General features: G+C 42.5%; 11 protein-coding genes and 2 pseudogenes. 4 read left to right on the forward strand and 9 right to left on the reverse strand.

Features of this window, described 5'->3' with window-relative positions; translation table 11 throughout:
• Positions 1-45 precede the first annotated feature (45 nt).
• The 3 genes from torD to torC are packed head-to-tail and all read right to left on the reverse strand — an operon-like array spanning position 46 to position 4,365.
• Positions 46-687: a molecular chaperone TorD gene (gene torD / locus HMPREF3091_RS19210; RefSeq protein ID WP_070718099.1), complete on the reverse strand. Its 642-nt coding sequence runs from the start codon at positions 685-687 to the stop codon at positions 46-48.
• Positions 674-3,184, reverse strand: a complete 2,511-nt coding sequence (gene torA, locus HMPREF3091_RS19215) for a trimethylamine-N-oxide reductase TorA (RefSeq protein ID WP_070718102.1) — start codon at positions 3,182-3,184, stop codon at positions 674-676. Before torA ends, torD begins: the two co-directional genes overlap by 14 nt.
• Before the next feature lie 47 nt (positions 3,185-3,231).
• Complete coding sequence (gene torC, locus HMPREF3091_RS19220; protein WP_070718105.1) at positions 3,232-4,365, reverse strand: pentaheme c-type cytochrome TorC; 1,134 nt, start codon at positions 4,363-4,365, stop codon at positions 3,232-3,234.
• Positions 4,366-4,555: 190 nt separating this feature from the next.
• Here torC and HMPREF3091_RS19225 point away from each other — a divergent pair, with 190 nt between their 5' ends.
• The 4 genes from HMPREF3091_RS19225 to HMPREF3091_RS19240 all read left to right on the forward strand — a co-directional run bounded on the left by HMPREF3091_RS19225 (position 4,556) and on the right by HMPREF3091_RS19240 (position 11,580).
• Positions 4,556-6,031: a MocR-like pyridoxine biosynthesis transcription factor PdxR gene (locus HMPREF3091_RS19225; protein WP_070718108.1), complete on the forward strand. Its 1,476-nt coding sequence runs from the start codon at positions 4,556-4,558 to the stop codon at positions 6,029-6,031.
• Between the two features lie 319 nt (positions 6,032-6,350).
• Positions 6,351-6,929 carry a LuxR C-terminal-related transcriptional regulator gene (locus HMPREF3091_RS19230; protein WP_070718110.1) on the forward strand — a complete coding sequence of 193 codons (579 nt, stop codon included), beginning with the start codon at positions 6,351-6,353 and terminating at the stop codon, positions 6,927-6,929.
• Between the two features lie 708 nt (positions 6,930-7,637).
• Positions 7,638-8,255 carry a helix-turn-helix domain-containing protein gene (locus HMPREF3091_RS19235; RefSeq protein WP_004097260.1) on the forward strand — a complete coding sequence of 206 codons (618 nt, stop codon included), beginning with the start codon at positions 7,638-7,640 and terminating at the stop codon, positions 8,253-8,255.
• Positions 8,256-8,820: 565 nt separating this feature from the next.
• Positions 8,821-11,580: an autotransporter outer membrane beta-barrel domain-containing protein gene (locus HMPREF3091_RS19240; RefSeq protein WP_070718113.1), complete on the forward strand. Its 2,760-nt coding sequence runs from the start codon at positions 8,821-8,823 to the stop codon at positions 11,578-11,580.
• Positions 11,581-12,005: 425 nt separating this feature from the next.
• Here the strand turns inward: HMPREF3091_RS19240 and HMPREF3091_RS19245 are convergent.
• The 6 genes and pseudogenes from HMPREF3091_RS19245 to HMPREF3091_RS19265 all read right to left on the reverse strand — a co-directional run.
• Positions 12,006-12,531: pseudogene (locus HMPREF3091_RS19245) on the reverse strand (DUF4942 domain-containing protein); the annotation flags it as partial.
• Positions 12,532-12,745: 214 nt separating this feature from the next.
• Positions 12,746-12,973 (reverse strand): hypothetical protein, encoded by a 228-nt coding sequence (locus HMPREF3091_RS19250; protein ID WP_070718114.1) that lies wholly within the window; start codon positions 12,971-12,973, stop codon positions 12,746-12,748.
• A gap of 285 nt (positions 12,974-13,258) precedes the next feature.
• On the reverse strand, positions 13,259-13,738 hold the full coding sequence (locus HMPREF3091_RS19255) for an Imm26 family immunity protein (protein ID WP_070718116.1): 480 nt from the start codon (positions 13,736-13,738) through the stop codon (positions 13,259-13,261).
• Between the two features lie 373 nt (positions 13,739-14,111).
• A complete protein-coding gene (locus HMPREF3091_RS22335; protein ID WP_083321469.1) occupies positions 14,112-14,552 on the reverse strand; it encodes a hypothetical protein in 441 nt (146 codons plus the stop codon).
• Between the two features lie 349 nt (positions 14,553-14,901).
• Positions 14,902-15,066 (reverse strand): annotated as a pseudogene (locus HMPREF3091_RS22965) (RHS repeat-associated core domain-containing protein); the annotation flags it as partial.
• Positions 15,067-15,393: 327 nt separating this feature from the next.
• Complete coding sequence (locus tag HMPREF3091_RS19265; protein ID WP_070718120.1) at positions 15,394-15,753, reverse strand: hypothetical protein; 360 nt, start codon at positions 15,751-15,753, stop codon at positions 15,394-15,396.
• Between the last annotated feature and the right edge of the window lie 457 nt (positions 15,754-16,210).

The raw sequence follows: 16,210 nt of genomic DNA on the forward strand, positions 1-16,210 counted from the left end.
AGTGCTCCGTTATTTTTCTAATCTTTCAACCTAGCATCTTGCAACCTAGCCTTCGTTGCTGTCTCTCATTGGAAAACTGTCAATTATCCATTCAATATCAAGTTGTATAAATCTCAGCAGAAGACCTATTGCTGCAGCATAAAAGCCAAAATTATCACGCTGGTAGCTACGTTTAGAGAATAATGGTAGCCAAACCAAAAGATGTTGGCGCAAAAAATGATACTGCTGCGCCAACAATATTTCAGAGTGAGGGTCGCCTTCGATCAACGCAGCCATCAGTCCGAGTTGAATGGCGATATGGTCGGCCGCTTCATTGTTTTCCGGGGCGAGTTCCAACTCCACCAGCCATTGACGCATGATTCTGCGTTCCTCGGAAGGCGTCGTATGTGGATAATGTCCGGCGTATGGAGATACCCCTGTAGGTGACGGCAGCAAAAACAGCGACGCAAAATCAGCAGCTAACTCCTGCTGACGAGCTTTACGCTTAAGGGCCGCGCACAGTCGTCGCTGGAACTGCCGTGTAGGCAACAGCAGTTCAGGAATAAACTTCAAACCATTCATCAGCGCCAGATTGTTTTTGTCGCGCAATCCAGCCAGAGCCTCATCTGAAAGTTCTTGAAACAAAAGCAGCGAGAACCAACGATAAATTTGGGCTCGTTGCCGAGCCATATCATCAAATAGCTGCATGAGCTCCTCCGTTCTCTGACTTAACCTCCAGTGGTCCACCGAATCCGGTGACAGCAGGAAGCTCCTCGCGATACCGTTCCACCTGAACCAAAGCAGTATGCGCCGATGGCCCCTGAGCTAGCTGTGATGTGCCAATGTCTGCACTTAAAACGTTAGGATCGCCGTAGGTACACAATGTTCCTGCTTTACCACCCACCAACGGCGAATACCATGCACCTTCGTGAATACGTACAACTCCTGATGCATAATCGCTACTTATCACAACGCCGGCCAATACCTGCCCACGATCGTTGAATACTCTCGCTACATCGCCCGCTTTTAGCCCACGAGATTTTGCGTCTTTGGGGCTGATATAGAGTGGTTCACGCCCTGCTACAGAATACGTTTTACGAAACTCCTCGCTGGAACACAGCTGTGAGTGCAGCCGCTTATCGGGATGACACGATTGCAGATGCAGCGGGTATTTTTCAGCACCTTTGCCGCCATGGCTGCGCTCAAACGGCTCCATCCACACCGGATGCCCCGGACAACCTTCATAATGAAAATCGGCAATGGTTTTACTGTAAATTTCAATTAGCCCTGATGGCGTACCTAATGGATTGAGATCGGGTTGTTCACGGAAATCACCGTGACGTACCCAAGGCTGTCCTGCGGGATATTCAATATAGCCATCGCCATTCCAGAAAGTATCAAAATCTGGCATGGGAACACCGGTAGCCTCACCTTGCTTTACCCCCTCTTGGTAAATAGCCTTGATCCATTGCATTTCATCGCGCTTTTCGCTGTAAACATCATCCCGCCCGAAGCGCTGGCACAAACCACGAAACACATCGAAATCGTGACGAGCTTCGAACTGTGGTTTAACGATCTGGCGGATCGCCATCAACCCTTTATTAGAATGGGTGCCAAACTGTTCCACGTCATTGCGTTCATAGCGCGTCGTCACCGGCAATACAATATCGGCAAATCGACAAGAGGCGGTCCACTGATGATCCAGCACGACCACCGTTTCCAGCTTTTTCCAAGCCTCGATCATACGGTTACGATCCTGCTGGGCATGAAATGGATTGGCCGCACTATAAATAGCCATTTTGATATCGGGGTACGTCAATGTTTCACCGTTAAACGCCACTTTTTTTCCCGGCGAAAGCAAACAGTCAATCAAACGTGAAACCGGAATGTGCTCTGAAGCGCCACGAAAATCGGCCGCATGAATCGGCGGTGGAGGATTCGTAATACTCCCCAAACCAGATAAGACTGGCCCCAACGATGTTATCGTGCCACCGCCGTTGTAATGCCAGCCAAATCCCACCCCGCCACCAGGTAAGCCGATCTGCCCCACCATGCTGGCTAATACCACCAGCATCCATGGATACTGTTCGCCGTGATGCATACGCTGGGCGCACCAGCCCCCCATAAACTGAGTGCGGCCTTTGACCAATAAACGGGCAAACTCACGGATTTGGTCAGCGTCTAAGCCACAAATTTTCGCCGCCCACTCGGCATCTTTTGGCTGTTTATCACTCTCTCCCAACAGGTAGGGCAGGAACTGTTCAAAACCAACGCAATAATCTTTGATAAAAGCAGCGTCGTAAATTTTTTCCTGATATAGCGTATGCGCTATACCAAGCATTAATGCGACGTCAGTTTGCGGATTTAACGCCAACTGCTCACCGTTGAGATAATTTTGAGTTTTATTACGCACCGGATCGACGCTGATCACCCGCATTTTCCCCTGCGCAACTCGCTCTTTAATTTGCAACCAATAACCAAAGGGATCGTGATCGGGTACCAGATACTCAATTTGCAGATTTTTGATCGGATCACACCCCCACAGAACGATGGTGTTAGTGTTTTCAATCACTAAAGGTAGCGACGTTTGCTGTTCGTAAACCTCCAGTGAACCAATAACGTGCGGTAAGATCACCTGAGCCGCTGCCGCCGAGTAATCTCCGACGGTCGTCACATAACTTCCATGCAAACCCAGCCCGCGATCCATCGCACCACCTGCTTTGTGCAATTTGCCAACCATTTGCCAATCGGCAAGGCCGGTAAAAACGCCGGATGAGCCGTAATGCTTTTGGACTCTCTCAAGCTCTTGGTAAACCAAATCGAGAGCCTGATCCCAACTTACCCGTACAAAGCGGTTATCCCCACGCTGGCTTCGATCAGACTTATCACGATTACGTAGCCAGTCGAGACGCACCATCGGATAGCGCGTACGCGATGGGTTATAGACAATTTCCCTTACCGCTTTGAGCATATCGCACGGAAATTTATCATGCTTGAATGGCCGAGTATCAATCCACTCGCCGTTACTCACCCTAGCTTCAAAGGCACCAAAATGTGAACCAGACTGTATCCAAAGATCCGTTTTTTCATCTGCAGCCCATACGCGGCTTAGCAGTGGCTGAGGGGAAAGGATATTTGCCGCGCCAACGGCCAATACCCCGGTAATAAATCGCCTGCGTGAAGGGCTGAAATCGTTAAAGTCCATCATTATTTCCTCGATTGCTCATGGAGTTAGCTTTCTAATTTGTTGTTTTAATTGGAGCGACTTTCACCCGTGTCGCTGGCGTGCGTTTGCAGGTATTTCAATAAGGTGCGTTCTTCCTGCTGATTCAGACGATAGTAGGCCGACATCGCTTTTAGCCCGGCAATCCAGCCATTAGCGTTATAACGCGTTGTCGGGGGCACGCTATGACAAGCACTACAGGTTGATTGCAACATTTGATCTGCGTATTGCCACACAGGCTCGATGCTGGCAGTAAAGCCATCATTCGACGTCCATGCCGCTACGCTGATTTGTTGCCACTCTTGATGAGAGATAGGATCTACTTCAGTTTTGAGGATCTTTACCGCAGGCATCAACGAAGGATCCAATACCGCAGCAAACACGCGTTTTCCGAGGTATTGAGTAATCACGCGTCCACGTCCACTGCTCTCACGCCAGCCCACAATCTGAATCTGTACTTTGTTACCTTGTTTTTGCAGAACGGCAACCTCCGTAGCAGGCATGAGTAGCGCTTTATCCGCAGAGCCGTCGACGGTAGCACTAAGCGATTTTTCACTCAGGGCATACAACGTGGATGCGTTAGGTAGGCTTGAACTCTGCTGAACGAGCATTTTGTATTGATCGCGAAACCCGTTGCTTGTGTTCGGTTTGTGATGGGCAATGCCTTTGTGACAATCGATACAGTTGCTGTCTTTTAGGGCTGCGGGTGTCATTTGTGCGGCTGCATTGGCCGACTGTTTACTGTGATCCATCGCATCATAGGCATGACAGGATTTACAGGCGGCCGAACGGTTCTCACTCATACGCTTCCATTCGCGCTGCGCCAATTCAGCTCGCTTGCTTTCAAACTTTTGCGGGGTATTAATCGATGGAGAGACAAACTCGTGATAAATATCGTTAATCGCTTCAGTTTTACGTACTAATGTTGGAATAATTCCTGGTGGAATATGGCAATCCTTACACTCAGCACGTACACCAGAGGCGTTTTTAAAATGTATACTCGCCTTATACTCCTGCCCGACACTACTCATCGAATGGCAAGATAAACAAAATTCTGTCGTGCTGGTCTGATGTACTCCCTGCCAGCCGCCCCATACCAGCATGAGCATCGCTGCTGCTCCAGCAATAAAGAGCCAAAGCGTTTTCTTTCGTATCCATGACATTATGGTATTGCCTCAGTTTTCATTATTTATAGCGACTAAGCTAACGGAGAAAACATGCATTCAAATAGATACGGGCGGCGGCAAAAATAGGGCCAGATACCACATTATGAGTAGAGTCAAACTATGGGGTGGCAAAGCGAAGTAATGTACAGAGCTTGATTATGTAAAAAGAGACAAGGCTAATAATTTTATGCAGGAAATCGAACTTGATAGGCAATGTGATATACCACTGCAATTACAGATTTTTCAATACTACTATCAGGCGATAACGCATGGAGAATGTATTGCTGGTGATATGTTGCCATCAATTCGTGAATTATCCCGCAGATTAAAAATTGCGCGAATTACAGTGACATTGGCTTATGAGAAACTAGTCGCTAATGGCTATATAAAAAGCCGCCCCGGAGTGGGTTATCACGTCTGTTTTGCACGGCCGGTCAAACCCGTTGGTCGCAAAATTCCCTACTTTAAAGGCCCAGCGCCCACAAGTCTGGTACCTGCAGAGGTGCCGGTAGATTTATATAGCCAGCCGGCCGCTGAGGTTTACTGTAAAATGGGCATTCCTGACCCTAATGCTTTTCCTTGGTCTAGTTGGCGAAAATGGAATAATGCACCATCAAATCTCAAAGAACAGTTAGTCACACGCTACCACTCGCCACAAGGCCTACTTTCTCTACGCCAAGAGATTGTTCGCTATTTGCGCTTTTCTCGCGGCGTTGATACCCAATCTGAAAACATCATTATTACCAACGGAGTACAAGAGGGATTATCACTGCTCAGCCAACTCTTTGTGCTTAATAAATTAGCCACAAAAGCCGCTCCCTGCCACGTGGTGACGGAGTCTCCATGCTACTCCGGCGCTTGGCATATATTTAATTACCATGGAGCCACCATCACCGCTGTAAATGTCGATAAACATGGATTGTGTGTAGCTCAACTACCAGAACATCCAACACAACTCTGCTACGTGACTCCTTCTCATCAATATCCATTAGGCTGTCGCCTATCGCTTTCTCGGCGTAAAGCATTGTTGCTTTGGGCACAACGCGTTGGAGCTTATGTAATAGAAGACGATTATGACTCTGCATTTTCCTATGAAGAAAATCCGCTGCCTGCGCTCAAAACAATGGATACCCAAGATCGGGTCATTTATGCCGGAACCTTTTCAAAAACGCTAGGGCCAGGAATTCGCTTAGGCTATTTAGTTTGCCCAGATGCGCTTCTACCCGCAGTAAAAAATATGAAGGGGCTTAGTAATAGCGGTAGCAACTGGCTATTACAGCAATTCCTAGCAGACTTTATGCATAGTCAGGTTTTTTATACCCATTTAAGTAAGTTAGCCTGCGAATACGAAGTACGGCAGCGAGTGCTATTCAAAGGTCTACAACACTTATTTCCTCAAGGAAAAATATGGGGGCACTACGCTGGACTACACCTAACGTTGTTGACGTCGCTTTCTCCTGAAATCATTCAACAACTACGTGCCCGCTGCCTATTATCAGCGGTACGCTTTGACACGCTGCACGAACTAAAAAATGGGTCAGAAGAAGTATGGGAAGGTCACAGTGCAGAAACAGCAATTTTTTTTGGTTTTGGAGGGCTGAACGCAACACAGTTGCAAAAAGTATTGATGGTTATCGAGCAAGAACTACCGTTTCTCACATAAAGCGATTTACCTTAAGCTTAGTGATCATCCTAGAGAAAGTTTTGTCGCTATCGCTTACCTAATACAATTACTTACAAAATCAGAAGCCCAATATTGGATTGTTTTTTGTATACCTTAGTCATTTTTCACTGATATATACTTGTTTCAACGTAAATGTAATAAGTTTGTGATGATTGATTCAACTCAGTCAGGAACAATTATCATTTTGCGCATGGATATGGTGTTGATTATCGCAGCATCACCTCTTTAAATATCGCTTTAATAATTACACTCCATATAAATGAATCCGTCGTTTACATACTCAATTTCAATATAATCTATGCTAAATCTCATTTCCTACACAGAAAATTACTATCTTGAAAGTGCTGTTCGCAGGCTATGCATTTTAGATAATGCCACCAGCATAGAATTACGTAAGGATTTGGCTCTCCCGCAAAACAGCCTTGAACATATAGTTCTCATCAATGATAAAGCGCCTTCAGACAGCCTACTGCATCTTGCCGAGTATCGCGGTTTTAAAGCTGGCGATAGAATTCTCGTTATTTCCGATATTGTTAGTGCCCAAGTGGCCGCCCGCTTTATTACAAAGACATGCCATCTCGTCGTTCAAAACAACAAAAGTATGCCCTCTAAATGGTTAAGCACATGCGAAAACCAAACCGTAGTCACCAGTGGGTCTTATCCCACAACATTGTTAACCGCTAGAGAAAAGAGGTTCTTGCATGTATTTGGAACAACTCAGTTCACTCACGAGCAAAGTAAATCTTTAGGCGTGAGTGAAAAATCGATCAGTGCTCGTAAGCGTAGCATTATGAGAAAGTTAGGAGTTAATCATACTATTCAATTACTGAATTACATGAATACCACTAATCTTTCTAAGGTTCTTATTTATCTTTAAGACCTGCATACTCAGCGAGTAAAGTTCCTCAACTGGCCACAACACATTAAATACTTTTATTAAATAACAGTTATAGCAACATCCCCACTCATTTATTACCGCATCTAATTTAACAATAGAAACGGTGTTTAACGCTATCTGACTGGTATTCAGAGTCATATTGGCAAGCCGCTGTAGATTCAAAAACCAGTTAAGTAAAAATGTTGATTAATATTTTCAAAAAAGATAATGAGATATTGAGTTAAGTTGAATATTCATGATAATTATAAATCGTGACGAATAATTTTTCTAATCAAATCCATTTCATTGGTTTTATTAGGATTTAATACCCACACACCCAACAATGATTAAAATTTTCTTTTTTTGGATTTTTGCATTATATAGACCATATGCTAAACTGTTTTTGAATAAATAATATATATAAAGATTAGCTTATCTTATGAAGATACTACTCCTGTATATACTCTCCACCCCAATATGCAGGATAATTCCTAATTTTATTCATTTGACACTCTTTATTTTCCTACTCAAATACAAGGAAGATACTCGCTCAAACTAGAACAGGGATGCATTTAATATGTTTAAAATTAGCACTAAATTGTTTTACCTTATACTTTAATTGCATAAACCTCGGATTTATCTCAATGTTATTGAACCGTAGAAAATCATGATGATTAAATAACAAAAAAATTAACAGAGCATGTGATAATGTTACAGACTCCAGACTCATCGATTAAAGCACTCTTCCAATGTATCGCTAATGAAGCACAGCCAATTCTTATCGCCGAAGGTGAAGAGATTATGGACTTCTCTAATGGCTCAGAGCCCCTGTTTTATTTCATTGAAACAGGCCAAATTCGCTATGAGTTTGTAAATAATCAATATTGGCTAGGTTCACTGAGAGCCCCCGCACTAGTAGGTATTGTCGGTTATTATTATCCAGAGCGTGCGGGTCGTTTTTTTGCAGAAATCGATTGCTCGGGATACTGCATTTCAGCCAAACGGGCTATTGAGCTAATTAATCTTAACAATCTCTGGCCTGATACGGTGAACTACCTTACCTACCTGATTAAAAAGCTTTTAGAACATGAAATGACTATGTCGTCAGGAAGTTCTTATTCAGCAATATGTTATCTACTGCGTCAACTCGAAAATGAGCCTGAAAGTGTGAGAGGAAAGATCAGCGTATTGCAATACTTATATAAAAGGACAGGGTACTCTAAGAGTATAATTTCATTGGTGATTAGTGAGCTAAAAAAAGGACGATACATTGAAACCAAAAAGAGTCATCTAGTAAAGATAAACCATCTCCCTGAAAAGTTTTAAGCATCTCAAAAAATTTAAACTGGCTAAAAAGCGAAGTCTTGTATTACTACCGCATACTCTGACACCTAGCGTACTGTCTTTTTCATTGCGATGAGGTTAGAGACTCATTACTCGCGAAAGAGTTGAGTCTTCTTTTTTAGCCAGATTAAACAACATTGAACTATTCTTATAGTCCCCCCACTATACTCATGAATATCCTACCCTATCTCTATAAGCATGATAACTTTCCCATTTGCATAATAATTTTCTCACACTCAATTCAACGCAGTCCCTCATCTAAAAATATAAACGGGGTTAATAGTCTACCATAACGCTACCGACATTAATCCCCAGCAAAATTCCTAATTTTTCTCTCATTTACGAATAATACAAAAACGGAATTATATAAAAAAATCCAATTTTGGGTTTCATATATAAATAACTTGAACCAAATGATAGCTATTGATTAACTATTTGTGCTTTCTGCGACAGGAGCAATACGGATAGTTCATTGATAATTTTCTTCGTTGTTCGCGTAGATTCGTATGTTTTTGTTCTTTATTTAAATCAAAGTCACATCGTATAGATGATTGGGGAAATTCAATTGAAAAGTAATAGTAAGTTTCATGTATCCCGCCTAGCAATTGCTTGTTCTGTCGCGTTAGCCTTTCAGGCGTCAGCAACAGATATTTCAAATGGCACTTGGGATACGTTTTCTTATGATGCTACAACCGGTGCCGTTTCTTACCAAGGATATGTTGGTTGGAACGGTGATTCTGATAGCGATTATCAAGCAGAGATTTATCCTGTTATTAATAACGCCGTCGTTAATGGTGTTATTTCAACAAACTACTTAAATCAAGATACAACTAATTCAAATTCGTTATCTATCAGTAATAGCACCGTTCATGGAATGATCACAAGTCAGTGCATGACGACCGATTGCTCCGAGGTACAGGGTTATAATGATCCATTGTCATTGACCGTTGATAATACAACGATTGATGACAGTTTTGAGCATTATGACTATACCGATGCCACAGATACTACTGGTAGAGTTAATACCTATAACCTAGGTACAGCTATTACGCTGGATGAAGAAAGCAATATCGTTATTGAAAATAATTCACACGTTGCAGGCATTACTCTGGTTCAGGGACCTCAGCAATATGATGAGAATGTTGGTAACGATACATTCAATAATACCCTAACGGTAAATGATTCAACGGTTACCTCAGGTGCATGGACCGAGCTGGACACCACCGGTTTCTACGGTCAATCAGAACGCCCTGAAGACTATAACGGCAATTTGGTTATGCCGGTTAATTACGATGTGAACCAAGACGGTGTTATTAATGCAAATGACACCATCATTAACATGAATGACGTAGCGCTAGCGGTAATTGATGATCCTACCGCGACGGAATCCATGAAAAACAATGCAACCTTCAATAATTCCACCTTAACTGGAGATGTATTGTTTGTCAGCGACTTCAATGCAGGTTTTGCTCCACAGGGCGCAGACACCAATGCTGATGGTATCATTGACTCCAATCTGGGCTATGCAGACGATGCATTAAACACAGATGAAATGAACCTCACCTTGGATAATGGCAGCAAATGGGTTGGTGCAGCGATTTCTGATGTGCAGGCAACTGCAGATCTCTATGATGTTGCGGCGAACAGCCTGTGGCCAGATTCGACCTACGATGGAACCACTGGATATGTAAATGGCGCTGAAGTATTCCAGAGCGGCGTATTTAATGTCACATTGGATCATGGTTCTGAGTGGGATACACGCAAAGCGTCTGACATTGATACATTAACCGTTTCCAATGGTTCTCAAGTCAACGTCGAGAGCTCTAGCCTGTTAGCTGATACGATCAATCTGAACAGCTACTCCTCTATGAATATCGGTGATGACGGTAAAGTTGCTGCGAACAGCATCAATATCGATGGCTATAGCACCGTTGATTTAACCGAAGAAACTGCCTCTCTGTATGCCAACCAGATCAGCGTTACAAACGGCGCAACTCTGGCGTTAGGTTTGGGTCAGGTAGACACTCATAATCTGGTACTCAGCAATGGCGGCGTTCTGGATGTTGCTAGCCGTGATTATGTACTGAACAGTGATATGAACACTGGCTATACCAACGGCAGCACTGACAACTCCGCTGATTATGGTGTTATTGGATTAAATTCTGATGGTCATTTAGCCGTTAATGGTGACGTGGCAGGCAACTATCAAGTTCGTATCGATAACGCGACAGGGGCTGGTTCTATTGCTGATTACAAAGGCAACGAGCTGGTACGCGTTTATGATGACAACGCCGATACTCACGCAACCTTTACCGCAGCAAACAAAGCTGACTTGGGTGCATATCAGTATGAAGCCCAACAGCAAGGCGACAGCGTTGTTCTCAAACAAGATGGCTTAACTGACTATGCCAATATGGCACTCAGCATTCCTTCTGCAAACACCAACATTTGGAACCTGGAACAAGATACTTTAGCTAACCGTCTCGACAATGGACGTAATGCACAGGCGAAAGATACTGGTGGCGCTTGGATCGCATATACCGGTGGTCATTTCAATGCTGACACTAATACTCTCAGCTACGATCAGAGCGTCAGTGGTGTGATGGTCGGCTTAGATAAGCAGATTGAAGGCAACTACGCGCAGTGGATTGTGGGTGCCGCAGCTGGTTTTGCTAAAGGCGATATTGATGATGCATCAGGTAAGGTTGACCAAGACAGCCAGTCCGCTCGTATCTACAGCTCAGCCTTGTTCACTAACAACATCTTTGTCGATGGTTCTCTGAGCTATAGCCGCTTTAGCAACGATCTTTCTGCAACGATGAGCAACGGTGATTCTGTCAACGGCGACAGCATTTCATCCGATGCTTGGGGCTTCAGCCTGAAAACTGGCTATGACTGGAAATTTAATGAGCACGGTCATCTGACTCCGTACGCAAGCGTTTCTGGCCTATTCCAAGATGGTGATAGCTACCAGCTAAGCAACGATATGAGTGTCGATAACCAATCTTATGACAGCATGCGCTATGAAGCTGGGGTTAACGCCGGTTATACCTTTGATTTTGGTGACCAATCCTTTACTCCATATGCAAAACTGGCATACGTGTATGACGACGCTAATAGCAACAGCGCTGATGTCAATGGAGATAGTATCGATAATGGCGTTGAAGGCTCTGCTGTACGCGCTGGTATTGGTGGTCAATTCAACTTTACCCAAAACTTCAGTGCTTATGCTGGCAGTGATTATCTTGGCGGCGGCGACGTCGAACAGGACTGGTCTGCAAACGTCGGCGTAAAATATAGCTGGTAATTTTTGTGGTTAAAAAGGCCTCTTGTCGATAATGCCGATCAGTTAAAGCTCGGTTGACCGATTCAGTGGCTGTGTAAGAATCCGTAATCTCTCAGGGATTACGGATTTTTTTATGTTTGGGCATTGCCTGACATAGACTCGCACGATGGAAAAGCCCACTGACCTTTTATTGGACACCTCTTTTATATTGGAGATAACTTATCATCCTTATTCAGTGTCCAAGCTTATTAGGTCGCAACAAAAAACATTATCAAACAGAGATATACCTGCAAGTGTATCCACAGCAGTAGGTTGATGTAGATTAAACTAGGTTAAAAAATGGGGAAAGCCTTGCAGGGAACGAGGTTCTGGCACAAAAAAAGACGTCCGTTGACGTCTATTGATGTTCCGATGGGAAGGCCGCACCGCGATTTACACCATAATCAATTGAAATAAAAGAGTTTATAAAAATAGGGATTGTTTGTTTTGTAGTCCCAGCTTAACCCTTTAAACACATTGATAATGCCGCGCTCGAACGCATCCTGTTTGTTGTGGTGTAACTGCTCAAAGGTGCTAAGGATATTGGCCTCACGGATTTCCGGTAGATTGCCCTCTTCCGGATTTTGCTCCCACTGACTGCGGGCTTCAGCGTCCATCAGACTCAACATGCCGGATTTCAACATCATTTCGCGCCAGATGCTGCAGTCGATATTACGGGTGATTACCGGCATCGCTTTGTCCACGGTCCACGGACTGCACCAGCCAGCAGTCAAAAGAATGCCTCTGACGCATCGCCCAGTAATCCGCCACATTACCGCCAATTGCGAAAGTCAGGCGTGAGATATTGTCGAGTTGGCGGATCAACATTTCAATCTGCTTCAGCGCAGCGTCGCGCCCGGTGACAATGCGCTCAATACTGGTCGAGCAAATCAGTTCGTTATGTTCGGTTAACACTTCAGCTTCTGTTTGCATGGTATTTAGTCCATATAAAAGCAAACGCGCCTGCCAAGTGTGGCAAGCGCATTATGCGGTGAATAAGGGGATTAGGAAGGTCAGAAAGTTAAATCGGGAAAGCAGTTCGCAGGAAATATCGCAGGTTTGCATTTGTTCCATCTTGCTACGTAAAGCAGCCCACCAACAGATCGTAAAACTTGAACAGGTTTAATTTCTTCCCCTACTTTTATTTTCAATATATAGATAACTGAGGATCGCAATACCCCTCAGCAAAATCCATGAGTTCTAGAACAACATTTTCCTCAGAAATAGATCTGAGATGACTCAGGCATAAAAGCATTTCATCTTTAGGCATACCCCGATTTTTGAAACAAACAAGCAGCTCTCTTAGCGTCATAAGAGCAGAGTAGGAAGCTATTTCATGGGATATAACATCAATAAATTCTTCTCTTAATCGCATAATTTCACTTCCTTTTCGTCGAAGACGATGCTCTTTGATACTTATCCAAGTTTAATCCATTTAATTGGGTTTGGCGCATACTGGTAAAAGTTTAACTCCCCCACCAGCCCTATCAGATCATCAGAGTGATTCGGACGAAACCGTACTTTTCAACACGCTACCACCACCATAACCTATCCTTATTCACTCTCGCTGAAGGGAGTTAAAAATGGTGTGTGTGATGCTCTGGATAATAGTGACTAAATAAAGTTAATCAGGAAGATGAGAGATCTTACCTAGCTTTTCTTATTTTAATATTACATCTTTTGGTTTTTTATCAGCGGATATAAGCAAAGAGTCAAGGTAGTTGGGGTCGTAAAAATTATCCCATATACCTAATTTATAGTAAGCTTTCATTAATTTAATGATAATACCTGAGCCTATAGAACTAACACCAATAAACTCTTTGTGTCGAAGAGAATATAAATCAATATATTTAATGAGTGGAAATTCGTCAGTACAATGTGAGAACACCTGCCAGTCGCCAGAGTCAAGTAAATCTCTTGTAACAAAAAGAATAGATATTAGTTCATCTTCACTTAAATTTAATTCCATATTAGGAAAAACATCTACTCGGTGAGCATAAAATGCACACACCGCACTATTTAATGCTTCTGGCTCATAACCAACAACTCTTCCAATAGAATATGTTCCATCTGCTAACGGAATAGTAAATAAATCACCAATATTCCACGTCTGCTTACGTCTTCTTTTCTTTACTGTCATATGTTCCCTCTATTATTATCGTACCAGCGTCGCGCTGCTATTATCCTTATAGCTTTATCCTGACATTTTATGATGTTTATTGGCTCACAGGCTACCTTTTTGTGTTCCACAGAATGTCTCTTTTATTCCTACAAATTCTCTAATTTTCGTTTCTTCCAGAACGTACAGCGCATTACCTGGTTTAGCCTTTCGCGTGTTCTACACTTGAGTCGGGGCATGTTCCCCTTACTGGGTGTATAGAGGACTTTCACCTTCGGCTCGTCTTTTGACTACCACAGTCAAAGGACAGTGCCTGTCAGGGCACTCCGCGTCATGACCGGCGCACCATAAAATGAGCGGGAAAGATCAGAGGATCCTTCCCGCCCAAATAGTTTCATATACGGCTATATATTGTTCTTAATTCATTTGCAAAACTTTTGTAGCCAGCTATTTTTCTTTTCTTCAAGTAACCATCTAGCTCATCTTGTTTATTTTTTAGCATGTAATAATCGACGAGATGGCCTATGAGAAAGTTTCTATAAAAAGGAACGATTTCTAAAGTTTCACTATCGTCATCCTCATCTTTTTCATCACCAATTATTTCTGAGAAATAAAGATCAATGAATTTTATTATTTTATCTTTATCATCACATAATTTCACCAAGTCATTAACCGTTATATTTGCATTATTCACATCACTAGCGTAAATATTAAAAACCTGACTGGACGGCTCTTTTTCATTCATGACAAGGTTGAGCCCTAAAACAACAGAATTCATCAAATCAATATAGCCATCTGTTTTTACAAACCTTCTTAGATCATTGGTCGTTACCATGCGTTTGTCTCCTTTATAATTCTTATCACTTTATAACCTGTATGCCTATAAAGCTCCATTGCCTCATCCCCCCACAGAGTGGCTTTTTCCAGATCCCATGATTCATTAATTTTTGGAGTACGGCCTCGCTACAGCAAGCTTCTATGATGTATTTCCATACTGACATCTTTAATGTCTATTTCTATTTCTATTTCTATTTCTATTTCTATTTCTTGTAATTAAACACTTTAACTCTCATTTAAGCGCAAGGCCATCCTTCATTCTAGCGAGGTTTTCCGATGAATATTTATGATAATTAATATTAGATTAATTTATTTCAAAAGTGTTTTCTTGCTGTTTATCAACACTTAATACCTAACGGATCGATCCAATTTAATGGATTCGGCCTATAAGCATACAGGTTTAGCTCGCCTCGCAACGAAATAGGATCCTAGCTGATAAACCACCTGCATTCTGGTGAATAATTTCTGAACTGATTGTAATGCAGCTCCGTTTCTTCGTCAAAATACTAGCCCGTCATCTTCAGTGGCGACTGAACGTATTCTGAATAAATGGATGACCTGAAGCATGACCAGGAAGCCCTTCCCAAGCAACTGCGGGGGGATATTAAGCAGGCTAACAGGGATATGAAGAACGCCGCTAAAGTGGTGCTCCGGGGGATAAAGGTTTAATATACTGAAAGGCTAAAAATAGCCAGATAGATGTAAATATATACGATACTCTAGTCATCAAGTGAGGAGGAAAGGATAAATAAGAGTTGTGTAAATTCAATTTATTACACAGGTTTTCATCCTCGAAGTTAATCAGTATGCATCTCGAAATCCGTTACTTGTAGGGTATTTTATAAAGAAAGACAGATTTTTTTATCTTTTATTACAACACAAAATATCCTCTCATTTGCATTTTTTAGTCTTAGATCGTATTCTTGTATTTTTTCTTCCACCTCGTCTAAAAGCGATAAGGCCATTCCATTCAAAATATCATCGTAATCCATTATAAGATTATACAAATCATCAGGGAGTTTAAAGTCTAACACCATTCCTTTATAATAATATTTAACATCGCTATCCTTTTCATAATAAATTGCAGCGTATATTTCCTTATTCTTATGAGAAAAAATATAATCAAGCATTCTATCCTCCACAACATTTGAAAATACTAGTAAGCTTCCATTTATTAGCATTAAATCCTTCGAATCCATCAGGATGAATTAATCTCGCATGATTTTCCCTCATTCTCCCTTTGAAGATGGGTCATGAATAACATTATAGCCGGCGGTTCTAAGAGCTCCAGAACTTCCAGTCCTAATTGCGGAGACTCCTTGAGGATTTAATCTTCCACTATTAATTGCATCAATTTCTCGTGGGTTAAATCAAAATTGTAAGGACCATCTGTGCTAATTCTATAAACTTTGGTTCCATCAGGCAGAGACGCACCTTTTTCAAGAGGTGTTCCCGTTAATCCAAGCAGAACAATCCACCCCAGCGAATTCAGCCTCCCGCAACCCTATCAGATCAACTTACGTAATCATCCCCACACGAACATCATACGACTAGACTCGTTTGCACACTCCCGAGACTATCACATCATAGTTCATATGTTACCGCCATCCACGGATAATTAAGTTATAGCATAAAAATAATAATCCTATGATTTAT

The organism is Hafnia sp. HMSC23F03, assembly GCF_001816025.1.
GTDB classification, from domain to species: Bacteria; Pseudomonadota; Gammaproteobacteria; order Enterobacterales; family Enterobacteriaceae; genus Hafnia; species Hafnia paralvei.